General features: G+C 63.7%; 11 protein-coding genes. 4 read left to right on the forward strand and 7 right to left on the reverse strand.

What is annotated here, in order from left to right; all coding sequences use genetic code 11:
* Positions 1–78 precede the first annotated feature (78 nt).
* From ACFUOZ_RS06315 to ACFUOZ_RS06325, 3 genes are all read right to left on the reverse strand, one after another.
* Entirely contained in the window at positions 79–1,143 is a 1,065-nt protein-coding gene (locus ACFUOZ_RS06315) for a LacI family DNA-binding transcriptional regulator (RefSeq protein WP_377545861.1), read from the reverse strand.
* Between the two features lie 74 nt (positions 1,144–1,217).
* Positions 1,218–1,847 carry a DUF2510 domain-containing protein gene (locus tag ACFUOZ_RS06320; RefSeq protein ID WP_377545863.1) on the reverse strand — a complete coding sequence of 210 codons (630 nt, stop codon included), beginning with the start codon at positions 1,845–1,847 and terminating at the stop codon, positions 1,218–1,220.
* Between the two features lie 15 nt (positions 1,848–1,862).
* Positions 1,863–2,483: a DUF2510 domain-containing protein gene (locus ACFUOZ_RS06325; RefSeq protein WP_377545865.1), complete on the reverse strand. Its 621-nt coding sequence runs from the start codon at positions 2,481–2,483 to the stop codon at positions 1,863–1,865.
* A 103-nt stretch (positions 2,484–2,586) separates the two neighbouring features.
* Between ACFUOZ_RS06325 and ACFUOZ_RS06330 the strand changes: the two genes are divergently transcribed.
* The 4 genes from ACFUOZ_RS06330 (at position 2,587) to menD (ending at position 8,359) form a co-directional block, all read left to right on the forward strand.
* Positions 2,587–3,159, forward strand: a complete 573-nt coding sequence (locus tag ACFUOZ_RS06330; protein WP_377545866.1) for a hypothetical protein — start codon at positions 2,587–2,589, stop codon at positions 3,157–3,159.
* A 63-nt stretch (positions 3,160–3,222) separates the two neighbouring features.
* Positions 3,223–4,260: an o-succinylbenzoate synthase gene (locus ACFUOZ_RS06335; RefSeq protein ID WP_377545867.1), complete on the forward strand. Its 1,038-nt coding sequence runs from the start codon at positions 3,223–3,225 to the stop codon at positions 4,258–4,260.
* A gap of 76 nt (positions 4,261–4,336) precedes the next feature.
* A complete protein-coding gene (locus ACFUOZ_RS06340; RefSeq protein ID WP_377545869.1) occupies positions 4,337–6,427 on the forward strand; it encodes a PhoX family protein in 2,091 nt (696 codons plus the stop codon).
* 222 nt (positions 6,428–6,649) lie between these two features.
* On the forward strand, positions 6,650–8,359 hold the full coding sequence (menD, locus tag ACFUOZ_RS06345) for a 2-succinyl-5-enolpyruvyl-6-hydroxy-3-cyclohexene-1-carboxylic-acid synthase (RefSeq protein WP_377545871.1): 1,710 nt from the start codon (positions 6,650–6,652) through the stop codon (positions 8,357–8,359).
* 154 nt (positions 8,360–8,513) lie between these two features.
* Here the strand turns inward: menD and ACFUOZ_RS06350 are convergent, their stop codons facing one another.
* From ACFUOZ_RS06350 to ACFUOZ_RS06365, 4 genes are all read right to left on the reverse strand, one after another.
* Positions 8,514–9,308, reverse strand: coding sequence for an amino acid ABC transporter ATP-binding protein (locus ACFUOZ_RS06350; RefSeq protein WP_377545873.1), 795 nt, complete (start codon positions 9,306–9,308; stop codon positions 8,514–8,516).
* Positions 9,309–9,319: 11 nt separating this feature from the next.
* Positions 9,320–10,111, reverse strand: coding sequence for an amino acid ABC transporter permease (locus ACFUOZ_RS06355; RefSeq protein WP_262275740.1), 792 nt, complete (start codon positions 10,109–10,111; stop codon positions 9,320–9,322).
* A gap of 94 nt (positions 10,112–10,205) precedes the next feature.
* The gene (locus tag ACFUOZ_RS06360) at positions 10,206–11,003 is read right to left on the reverse strand and encodes an ABC transporter substrate-binding protein (RefSeq protein ID WP_377545875.1); all 798 of its coding nucleotides are present in this window, start codon (positions 11,001–11,003) and stop codon (positions 10,206–10,208) included.
* 158 nt (positions 11,004–11,161) lie between these two features.
* Positions 11,162–12,502 carry an isochorismate synthase MenF gene (locus ACFUOZ_RS06365; RefSeq protein WP_377545877.1) on the reverse strand — a complete coding sequence of 447 codons (1,341 nt, stop codon included), beginning with the start codon at positions 12,500–12,502 and terminating at the stop codon, positions 11,162–11,164.
* Positions 12,503–12,508 lie beyond the last annotated feature (6 nt).

Below are 12,508 nucleotides of genomic sequence, written 5' to 3' on the forward strand. Positions count from 1 at the left end.
ACGCCGCCCGGGTTCCTTGGCCGAGCTTGCGAGGTTAGGGAGGCGGTGGGGATGCAGAGTGGGCCTCGCACGTGGGGCTCAGCGTGGTGCTGGGCCCGTTGACTCCCGCACCACCAAGCGGCAGGGGACCAGCGTCTCCATGGTGGGGGCCGCCGTCGTGCTTTCAGTGCCCGTGCTTTCAGTCCCCTCAATGGTTCCCAAGAGAGCTGCCATGGCTGCCTGCCCGATCTCACGCAACGGCAGGGCCATGGTGGTGAGGGCAGGGACCATGGTGTTGGCGATCCGGTGTTCGTCGTCGTAGCCCATGATGGAGAGGTCGCCGGGGATGCTGAGGCCAAGGCGCGATGCCGCCAGCGCAACGCCGATGGCCAGGCGGTCGTTGGCACACATGATGGCGGTCGGCCGGTTGGTGGTTTCCACGTCGTCGAGCAGGCGCATGGCCCAGGTGAAGCCGTCATTGATATCCCAGCCGGCGTGCGTGATCCGGTCCTCCCTGATGCCGATCCCGGCGTGCTCAAAAGCGTCCTTGAAACCCTGCACGCGGAGGGGAGCGGCAGGGTCTTCGCCGGCACCGGCCACAAGGGCGATATCCCGGTGACCGAGTTTCAAGAGGTGTTCCGTGGCCTCGCGGCCGCCGGTGACTTCGTCCGGGATGACGTGGTGAAGCTGGGGTTGGGGGTGCTCGTCGTAGCAGTTGGCCAGGACTGACGGGACGCGGAGCATACCTTGCGGGATCTCGATCGGCTTCAAGCCCACAGTCACGTACATCAGGCCATCCACCTGCCGGTCCAGGAGGGTCTCGATGGCACTGGCATCCCGGGCGGCGTCGCTCTCGGTGTCCATGACAACGGTGACGAAGCCACGGCTGCGCGCGACGTCGTCCGCGCCGCCGATGATGTTGCCGTCGAAAGGGCTCACTACTACCGCGTCGGAGACTATGCCAATGACGCGTGATCGCTGGTTCCGCAGGCTGAGGGCAATGGCATTGGGGGAGTAGTTCAGCTCCTGGGCCGCCAAACGGATGCGGTCCTGGCTTTCCTTGGCCACATTGCCGTCACCCCGGCCATTGAGGACGAGTGAGACCGCACTTCGGGACACGCCGGCCCTCTTGGCGACGTCCAATGCGGTGGCCTTGCGGTTCATCGATGTCCTCTCCTGACGCTTAGTCAGCAGTCTACCTAACGCGTGTGAGGCTTGGCTGCAGGCGCTTAGGCGGCTTAGCCCATGCCGGAGAAGATGGAGCGCATAAACTCCATGCTTTTGAGGCCGGCTACCACCATGTAGAGCAACCAACCTGCGGTCAGTACAGCCATTGGCCACCATCCACGTCCGGGGGCGACCTTGTTTACCACCACTGTCCGGCCAATCATGTAAACCACGCTGCCCATGTACATAAAAGCCCAGGCCCAGTGGAACGGCCGAACAACGCCCTTGCTTTTGAGGCCTCGATGGTCAAAGAAAGCCAGGACAATTGAGGCTACGTAGACAAACGCCAAGGATCCCATGATCAGGAAATAGCCGGAGTCCAGGACAGACGAGGGATCAGGAACGGGATCGCCCGTGCGCGATGTCAGGAACCGGATTTGCGGGTTCCACGCCAGTGCTGACACTGCTGGAAGCAAAGGCAATCCGGCAATGCCCCAGGCGAAGGCGTTGTACACCGGTGTCCCCGGGCTGAGAGCTGGGCGTTGGTTCAGCAACGGAGAAGCCGGCGGTCCTACATGTTCCGTCCAAGCAGTGCCGTCCCACCAACGGTAGTACCGCGGATCCGAAGCGTCGGCGTACCAGCCAGGTGCCGGCGTCGTGGTGGGTTCCGGAAGCGGGCCAGGCGCTGAGGCGTCAGTCATTGCATCCCTTGGCCGCTAGGCGTTTACGGAGTAGCCAATCTGCGAATAGATCTGAGACATGAAATTGGTCATCCAAATGCCCACAACGATCAGCGAGACGATGTAGGTTCCGATCATGGCCCAAATCGGTGCGAGACCCCGGCCGAGGGCTACCTTCCGAACGATCACGGTCCGCCCAATGATGTAAACCGTAGGGCTCAGGAAGCACCAAGCCCAGTGGAAAGGTCGGATCACGCCCGAATTCGCCAGGCGCTGGCGATCAAGGAACGCGAAGAAGACCGACAAACCGTAGGTGACGAACCCTACGCCCTGGAGCAGAAAGTATCCGGGGGAATAGATCGAAGTCGGATCCAGGGTGGTGGTGCCTTGGCGCGTCGTGATGATGCGGAACTCCGGCTGCCAGGTGAACATCAGCAGCAGAGTGACCAGTGGCAGGAGAGTGATCGCCCAAATAAACGGGTTGTACACCGGAGTCTGGTTGCTGATCAATACGCGCTGAGGCGGCATCATTTGCGCCGATAATGGTGCCAGATGCGGCGTCCATTGCACACCGTCCCACCAACGCATCCGCTGCGGGAAAGAGGGGTCCGGGTACCAGCCGGGAGGCGTCGTCGAACCGGGCATTGCTTGACTCATGTTTCCCCCACATCGTGTTGTGACTTCGAGAGTATCGCGGTTGCAGGCTCTCGGTTGCAAGGTGGCCTTCCCCAGAGGATGCGTGGCGGTGTATGGATGGAGCATGAGCTTCTTCGACGACCTCCCTGAGGCCCCCGCCGGGCTACGCGAACCGCAGCCGGGCAGGGCCGAATGGTCCGGGCCGCCGTCGGACGAACTGCCTGGCATCGTGACTTCCGGCGGCTTCGTGCTCCGGGGCCCCAACGCGGTGGTGGCGCTGAAAGCGGTGGAGGTCTTCTCCACGGGATGCATTCTGGATCTGGTGTGGTCCGTGCGGCGCTCGGACGAAGCCGGCCAGGATTGGCGGGATGTCATGGAGCGCAGCTTTGAGCGACCCGGGTTGCCGGGAATCATGGTCGGTGCAGCACTGCCCGATGGTCGAAAGGCTTTTGCCGGGGACCCTTCCATGGTCGAGGGCATTGGACCTGTTTTAGTGCCGCAGGAAGGCAGTGGCAGCAGTGCCGGTGACGAACAGGCGGTGGGTCACGCCCAGTACTGGTTATGGCCGCTGCCCGCCGAAGGTGACCTGCGGATCGTTGCAAAGTGGGACGATGTGGGGTTAGCCGAAGGCTCCGTCACTGTGCCTGCTGAGTCTTTGGCCCGGGCGCGTGAACAAGTGGGCAAATACTGGTCGTAGCACTTTTCCACATAGCCAACCTTCCCTCGCAGCGCCGTCAAAGGCCGCCGGTACAGTGGCAATATGCCTGAACGCCTTCCTCACCCTAAGCGCCTTCCAGACCTCGAAGAACTCCTTGATTCCGCCTCCGTGGTCTCGTTGCCCATGCGCGTGAAGTTCCGGGGCATCATGGAGCGCGAGACTCTCCTTTTGCGTGGGCCGCTGGGTTGGGGTGAGTTCTGTCCCTTCCCGGAATACGACGACGACGAATCGTCCCGCTGGTTGGCAGCCGCCCTGGAAGCGGGCTGGCTTGGGTTCCCGGAACCGCTGCGGGACACCATTCCGGTCAACGCCACGGTTCCTGCGGTTTCGGCAGACCGCGTCCCCGATGTCCTGGCCAGGTTTGGACGGGTCGACGCCGTCAAGGTCAAGGTCGCCGAAAAGGGACAACAACTGTCCGATGACCTGGCGAGGGTGGCAGCAGTCCGGCGGGCGTTTCCCGAGGCCGCCATCAGGGTAGATGCCAATGGCGGGTGGGACGTTGAGGAAGCCGTTGAAGCACTGGGGGCACTGGCTCCGTATGGGCTTGAGTACGCCGAACAACCTGTTTCAACCATTACCGGCTTGGCTGAAGTGCGGCGGCGATTGGCCGCGGCAGGCACCCCCGTCCTCATCGCAGCGGACGAGAGCGTGCGCAAGGAAGACGATCCCCTGCGTGTGGCCAAGGCCGGGGCGGCCGACCTCATCGTGGTCAAGGTGGCGCCCCTTGGGGGAGTCCGACGGGCCCTGGACATCGTCGAACAAGCCGGGCTGCCCGCCGTCGTCAGTTCCGCACTGGACACCTCCGTGGGTATCCGCGGGGGCCTGGCGCTCGCGGCCGCTCTTCCCACGCTGCCATACGCCTGCGGCCTGGGTACAGTTTCGCTCTTTGCGTCCGACATCACCAGGGATCCCCTTGTAGCCGACGACGGCGCCATCCGGCTGCGGGACATCACCGCCGACCCAGGGCTACTGGAGCAGTACGCGGCGCCCAGGGAACGTCAGGATTGGTGGTTGGACCGGCTCCGGCGCGTGCACGAAGTCCTGGCAAACAACCAGCACGGGTTGTTCACCGTGTCTTAACCGGACAGACCACTGAGCTTCGGATTGCGCTGAAAGGCTCGTCGGGAACCTCGTACACACTCTGGAAGGTCCCCCCATGTCTGAAACCACCGGCCGCAAGTTCCCGCTGCTGCCCATGCTCGGCCACACCAAGGGTAAGCGCAGCGCAGTAACGTGTGCGCTCAAGTGCGACAACGCCTGCGCAGGCGAAGTGTGCAACACCAGCGCCAACGGCTACTTCCGCGATATTGCCTCGACGGCGATGTCTCGCCGCGCGGCCCTGGGCCTTGGCGCAGCAGGGGCGCTCGCCGTCGTTCTTGGTGGTGCCGTGACCGGCACCGATTCCGCCGTCGCCGATGCGGGCAACGGACTGTCCGACGCAGCAAAGAAGGGCTTCGACAAGTCCAAGCTGCAGTTCACAGCCATCAAGCCTGTCGACGCCGCCGTCGATGCCTTTACGGTTCCTGAGGGCTTCGGCTGGAACCCCATCATCCGCTGGGGTGACCCGCTGTTCGCGGACTCGCCCGCCTTCGACATCACCAAGCAGACGGCCGCCGCCCAGGCACGTCAGTTCGGCTACAACAACGACTACACGGACATCCTGCCGATCCCGGGCTCCAAGGACCGCCGTGCCGTGCTCTTCACCAACCACGAGTACACCAACGAGAACATCATGCTGCCGGTTGGCTTCGATGCCGCGGAAGCCCGCGCCATTGGCCGTGCCGCACACGGTCTGGCAGTGGTGGAGCTGGAACGCAAAAACAAGAACAAGCCGTGGAGCTACGTTCAAGGTGCTGCGCTGAACCGGCGCTTCCTTACCGACACTGTGTACGAACTGACCGGCCCGGCTGCAGGCACCAATCTGGTCAAGACCATCGATGACCCGGCCGGGCGTTACATCAAAGGGACTCTCGGTAACTGTTCGGGTGGCACCACTCCTTGGGGCACCGTCCTCTCCGGCGAAGAAAACTTCAACGGCTACTTTGCAGCTCCCGGAACCAGCGACGCAGACAAGCGCTATGGTCTCTCATCGAAGCCGACCACCCGCCAGTGGGAGCTCGACGAGCCACGTTTCGACACCCGCAACTCCGGATACGCCAACGAAAGCAACCGCTTTGGCTGGATCGTCGAAGTTGATCCGTTCGACCCCACGTCCACGCCCAGGAAGCACTCCGCCATGGGACGCTTCAAGCACGAGGGCGCCAACGTCATTGTCGCTCCGGACGGCCGCGTAGTGGCATACATGGGTGATGACGAGCGCTTCGACTACCTCTACAAGTTCGTCTCCAAGGGCAAGTACCAGCCGGGCGATTCGAAGGCAGCCCGCAAGAACAACATGAGCCTTCTCTCCGAAGGTGACCTGTACGTGGCCCGCTTCACGGGCGACTCGCCTGGTGCGGAGATCGATGGCAGCGGGAAGCTGCCCGCCGACGGAGCCTTCGATGGTTCCGGCGAATGGCTGCCGCTGGTGGTTGGCGGGGCATCAGCCGTCCCGGGGATGTCCGTCGCCGAGGTCCTTGTCTACACCCGCCTGGCCGCCGACAAGGTTGGCCCCACCAAGATGGACCGTTGCGAAGACGTCCAGCCCAGCCTGCTCACCGGCAAGATCTACGTGGCCTGCACCAACAACTCCGACCGTGGCAAAGCCGGCAAGGAAGGCGCTACGGAGGTCAACCCGCGCACACTGAACCGGGACGGCCACATCGTGGAAATCACGGAGGCTCCGGGCCAGACGGGTACGAAGTTCAACTGGACCCTCCTGCTGGTTGCTGGCGATCCCTCGAAGAACAGCTCCACGTACTTCTCCGGGTTCCCGGCCGACAAGGTCTCTCCGATTTCCTGCCCGGACAACGTGGCGTTCGACTCCGTAGGCAACCTCTGGATCTCCACAGACGGTGCTCCGTCAACCATTGGCTACAACGACGGTCTGTTCAAGGTCACCCTCGAGGGCCCGGAGCGCGGCAAGGTGGAACAATTCCTGGCTGTTCCCCGCGATGCCGAGACCTGTGGTCCGATCATCCACGACGAGGAGCGCACGGTATTCGTCGCCGTCCAGCACCCGGGTGAGGAAGGCACGTTCGACGCGCCCCACTCGTTCTTCCCGGATTACGTACCCGCTGGGGCCACCCCTGCCGCCGGTGCGGTGCGGGCACCCCGCCCGTCGATTGTGCAGGTCTTCCGCAAGTAGGTGATCCGCTGAAGCGCTCCCTTGTCTCTCGGAGATAGGGGAGCGCTTCTGTCTCCCACGCTCGTTCACATCCCCGGTGTTTGGGCCCGACGCTCGTTCACGTCCCGGGTGTTTGGGCCCGACGCTCGTTCACGTCCGCCTGGGGTGTGATGGAGGGTCGGCCGGAAGGTGGTGGGATGTGAGTGAGGGTTGGGTCGCCGTCTGCGCCAATAGACTGGAACGGTGACTTCCCAGGACTCTCTGACATCCATCGCCGCCGCCCGGATCGCCGTAACTGCGCTGCTCGACGGCGGCGTGCGGCACGCCGTGGTTGCGCCGGGGTCGCGTTCTGCACCCATGGCGTATGCGCTCGCCGAAGCGGAAGCAGCTGGCCGGATCCGGCTCCACGTCCGGATCGACGAACGAGACGCCGGATTCACCGCGCTCGGTCTCGCCCTCTCCTCGGAGGCTCCCGTCGCTGTCCTGACCACCTCCGGCACCGCAGTGGGAAACCTGCTGCCCGCCGTCATGGAAGCGAACCATTCAGCCGTTCCGGTTGTGGTCATCTCAGCGGACCGCCCCGAGGAACTCCACGGTACCGGGGCGAACCAGACCACCATCCAACTGGACCTTTTCGGCGATCACGTTCGCTTCGCCGTCGACGTCGCCGCGGGGGAGGACCCGCAGAAAGCCATGGCTACCGCGCTCTACGCAGCAACGGGCGCGCTCGAAGACACTCCTCCCGGCCCCGTCCAGGTGAACCTCGCTTTCCGCGATCCGCTGATTCCGGAGGTCGGCGACGCCCTGCCGGAAACGCAAGGACACGGCGTGTTCCATTACGACGCCGGTCCCCAAGCTTTGGATCTTCCGCCGGCATCCGCAGCACTTTCCGAGAGACGGACGGTGGTCCTCGCAGGCCACGACGCCGGTCCGGTGGCCGAAGCCTTCGCCCGCGCCCACGGCCTTCCACTGCTCGCGGAACCGTCCTCGAACGCCCGCTTCGGACCTAACGCGGTGGGGCCGTACCGGGTGTTGCTGGAGCACTTCGGTCCGGGCTCGCCGACTCCCATCGAGCGAGTGGTCCTGTTCGGCCGAGCCACGCTGTCCCGCCCTGTTGCAGCACTCCTGGCACGCGAATCCGTGGAATCCGCGATTTACCAGCCCGTCCCGGTCGCTTGGTATGAGGCCGGTCGCCGCCGCGAAACACCTGTGGAAACCCTCCCTGAACTGGCAGATTTCGCGGGCCGCGGTTCGGCGGAATGGCTGGATTCCTGGCTTCTGGCCGGGGCCGCTGCCCAACATGCCTTGGACGGCGTGCTTGCGGGGGAGAACGTCGCGAACGGCCCCTCCATAGGCGCAGCCGTGTGGGCACACTCCCGCGGGCAACTGGTCCTGGGCTCCTCCAACGGCATCCGGGACGTCGACCTCGCCGGCCAACCGCACCACGAACCCATCGCCACCGTCTACGCCAACCGCGGCCTCGCCGGCATCGACGGCACCATTGCCACGGCCACGGGAATCGCCCTGGGCAGCGGGCGCGAAACCACCGTCCTGCTGGGCGATGTCACCTTCCTCCACGACGTCGGCGGCCTCCTCCTCGGCCAGGGCGAACCTACGCCGGACCTCCGCATCGTGGTGCTCAACGACTCCGGCGGGGCCATTTTCAGTCTTCTCGAACACGGTGCTGTGGAAGACTCGGGCGCCTACGGCACCGCCGTCGAGCGTCTCTTTGGCACCCCTCACTCAGTGGACATCGCGGCACTCGCGGCGGCCTACGGCGTCGGGCACCAAGCGGTAAGCACGACGGCGGAACTTGCCGAAGCGCTCAAGGCGCCGCTGAAGGGACGCACCATCGTGGAGGTGCGCGTGGACCGGGCGGGCCTACGCGGACTTCATGCCCGGATCAAGGACGCGATCAGCGCGGCCGTTGGCCAGGTTATGACAGCGGGTTGAGCGTTTTCCCGGTGGGATGCGATTGAGCGTCGGCCGCAAGCGGGTGGGATGTGAGCGAGCGTTGGCGGCAAGCCGGTGGGATGTGAGAGAGCGTGAAAAACGAAAGGCGGGCGGCACTCAATGTGAGTGCCGCCCGCCTCCAAAGCAGAAGGACTTAAGCTTCCTCGACGACGATGTGGGTCGGGTCAAGGACGCGGCGCAGGAATTCCTTGGTTCGCGGCTGGGTGGGGGCGCTGATGACCTGCTCGGCCGGGCCTTCCTCCACCACAACACCGGCGTCCATGAAGACAACGCGGTCGGCCACTTCGCGGGCGAAGCCCATTTCGTGGGTGACCACCAGCATGGTCATGCCTTCCTGGGCCAGCTTGCGCATGACGGCAAGGACATCGCCCACGGTTTCAGGGTCCAGGGCGGAAGTGGGCTCATCGAAAAGCATGAGCTTGGGGTCCATGGACAAAGCGCGTGCAATGGCCACGCGCTGCTGCTGGCCACCGGAGAGCTGGTCCGGGAAACGGTCTGCCAAGTGTCCCAGGCCAACGCGTTCGAGGTTGTGGCGTGCCACCTCGCCGGCTTCGGACTTGGAGCGCTTGAGCACCTTCATCTGCGAGATGGTGCAGTTGTCCAGCACGCTCAGGTGCGGGAACAGGTTGAAATGCTGGAAGACCATACCGACGCTTTGGCGCATCTTGTTGAGGTCGACGTCAGGATCGGTGGCCTCGAATTCGCCTACGTTGATGGTGCCGGCGTTGGGGTGTTCCAGCAGGTTGACGCAGCGAAGGAGGGTGGACTTGCCGGAGCCCGACGGGCCGATCAGGCAGACTACCTGGCCCGGTTCCACGGTCAGTGAAATGCCCTTGAGGACCTCGTTGCTGCCGTAGGACTTGCGGAGGTCCTTGATGTCGACGCCGGCGGCGCGAACGGCGGCCGTGCTCCCAGTGGAGTTGTTCATGACTGTCCTGCCTATCGCTTGGTCCGCGCGGAGCGGCTTTCGAACTTCCTTGCAAGGAGGCTCAACGGGATGGTGATGACCAAGTAGAAAGCACCAGCCACCAGCAAGGGGGTGAGGCCTGCGCCCAGGCTCGAGATGCCGTCGCGGCCGAACTTGGTGAGCTCGTACTGGGAAGCCGTGAGGCCCAGGACGTAGATCAGCGAGGAGTCCTTGGTGAGCAGGATGATCTCGTTGGTCAGCGGGGGAAGGACGATCTTGAACGCCTGGGGAATGACGATGGAAACCATTGCCCGCCAGTGCGGCATGCCCAGCGAGCGGGCTGCTTCCATCTGTCCCTTGGGTACGGCCTGCAGGCCTGCACGGAGGGTTTCAGCGATGTAGGCCGAAGCCACCATGCCCAGCGAAACCATGACCACGACGTTGACATCCCACTGGACACCGAAGGCCAGCGGAACACCGTAGCCAAAGGCGATGAAGACCAGCAGGGCAGGGACGCCGCGGAAGAACTCGATGTAGCCGGTGGCAATCCAGCGGTACAGCGGGAAGGAAGAGAGCTTCATGAGGGCGAGCAGGAGGCCGCCCGACAAGCCCACCACGAAGGCCAGCGCTGTGTAGATGAGGGTGTTCTTGAGGCCCACCAGGAAGATGTCCGGGAACATCGGGCCGATCTTGGCGAAGTTGAAGACGCTGGTGCCGATCGTCTTCCAGTCCACGGCAAGGATCACTGCGGCCAGGACCACAACGAAGATGCCCGCCTGGACGTACAAACTGACTTTGGCTCGTTGACGTGCAGTCATTGCCATGGTGTTCTCACATTCATGTTGCGCAGCAGGGCCCCGAAACAACGTATCGTTTCGGGGCCCGGCTGCGTGGATCTCGGGAGAGCCGGGGCTCGGACTACTTGGTGGCTTCGCCGAACCAGGTGGTCTGGAACTTCTTCAGGGAGCCGTCGTCAGTGATGCGCTTCAGGGTGCCGTTCACAGCGTCTGCCATGGCGGTGTTGCCCTTCTTGATGGCGATGCCCAGCTTCTCACCCGTCGCGTAGTCCTCAACGCGCTTCAGGTTGGAATCGTCCTTGATGGCGTAGCCGAGAACGGACTGGTTACCGATGGCGGCGTCGATGGTGCCGGCCTTGAGGGCCTGGACCAGGAGGCCGGAGTCCTCGAACTGCTGTGCGTCGATGCCCTTGTCCTTGGCGTACTGTGCACCGGTGGTCGCCTGCTGGACGCCGACCTTCTTGCCCTTGGCGCTGTCGATGTTGCTGATGCCGGATGACGAACTGGCAACGAGGGTCAGGTCATCGTCCAGGTACGGGCTGGAGAAGTCCATGACATTCTTGCGGACGTCCGTGATGGAGATCGAGGAGATTGAGACGTCGCAACCTGTCAGTGCGGTGCCGGTCTCGATGGCCTCGAAGGAGCTGTCCACCACGTTGAGTTCTGCCTTGATGTCCTTGGCGATCTCTGCAGCGATGTCCATATCGAAGCCGACAATCTTGCCGTCCTTCTGGAACTCAAAGGGCTCGTAGGGGACATCCGAGCACACAGTCAGCTTGCCGGCGTTGATGAGCTTCAGGCCCGAGCCATCCGAGGCTGCGGGAGTCGAGGAACCACCACAGGCGGTGAGGGCCAATGCGCCGGCTGCGAGCACGGCGGCAATCTTGGTGCCGGACAGAACCGAACGGGAGATCTGCATGTGTTTTACCTTTTGTTGCGGTGGATGCTGAACTGAGTCGGTTTTAGTGTAGCGCCGAACATGAGATGTGCATCACAGGAAACGAAGTTTCACTATTAGATAACCAGTTTACGCACTTATCAACCACCAAAGCAGAAGGTCTGTCTGGAATCCCAGATTCAGCGCTTGATTCCCAATGCCTCGAGCATTGGCCGGAACTTGGCCCAGGTCTCGGCGAGTTCCGCCTCGGGCTGCGAGCCCTCCACGATGCCGCAACCTGCGTAGAGGCGCACAGTATTCGCGTCCTCGATCACGGCTCCGCGCAGCGCTATGCCCCACTCTCCATTGCCGGCGGCGTCGAGCCATCCGACCGGCCCGGCATACGGCCCGCGGTCCAAATGCTCGAGTTTCCGGATCAAGGCGCCCGCCACCAGGGTGGGAGTTCCGCAGACAGCCGCCGTAGGATGCAGGGCGTTGATGAGCGCCAGGCACGTAGGCACATGTCCCTCGATATCGGCCAACTCGGCTTTCACATCCGAGGCCAAATGCCACACGTTGGGCAACTCCAGAATGAACGGCTCGCTGTGGGAATTCATCGCCTCGGAGAACGGTGCCAGTTGCCGCGTCAGGGAATCAATGGCGATTTCGTGTTCATGCCGCTGCTTGTCCGAACCGGCCAAGACCCGCTCGGCGTATTCCATGGGGGAGCCGTCCATGCCATCGGCATCCCGACGGTCCAGGGTTCCCGCCAGGACCCGGGCCTGCGCAGTACGGCCTTCCACCTGAATCAGCATTTCAGGTGTTGCGCCAACCAAGCCGTCAACACCGTAGGTCCAGCATTCGCGGTACCTCGCGGCCAGCTGGCGAAGAACCTCGGCCGCGTTGACGCCGGCCGGAAGGGTGGCAACGACGTCGCGCGCCAACACCAGCTTCTCCAGCTTGCCGGCACGGATCTCTTCGACCCCGTCGGCTACAGCTTTCATCCAGTTTTCTTCGCTGAGCGAACCGTGGCTGAGGTAGCCGTCTTCGGCAACGGCCTCAGGGGACAGTCCGACGTCGGACCCTCCTTGGGCGGACTCGTCACCGTTGGTGCCGGCGAGCCAGCGGTCCACGCTGGCGAGGACGCTCGCCTCGGTGAGGGGGCCGGCGTCGAACGTCAATTGGGTGGCCCAGGCGCGACCGTCACGGATGCCGATCACCAATTCCGGCAGGATCAGGCGGGAAACGTGCGGGGAGGTCTTGGAGAAAGCGAAGGAACCGAATGCCACAGGACCGGTGCCCGGGAGCTCCACGTAATCAGTGATCTCTGCCTCAAGAATGAGGTGCCGCCACCAGATATCGGCCTCGAGGAAACGCTCGGGGCCGGTGGCATTGAAGCGGGTCAGCTCGCCATAGCCCACCAGGCCGGCTTCGCGCCGGGACCAGCAAAGAACGTCGTCCCGCACCAGAAATGACGGCAGCCCCCCGGAGGATGAATCAACATCGAGGGGGACTGTCAAGGTGCGGAGCGTACTCGTCATGATGGA

It is taken from the genome of Paenarthrobacter sp. NPDC057355 (assembly GCF_042667405.1).
Classification (GTDB): domain Bacteria; phylum Actinomycetota; class Actinomycetes; order Actinomycetales; family Micrococcaceae; genus Arthrobacter.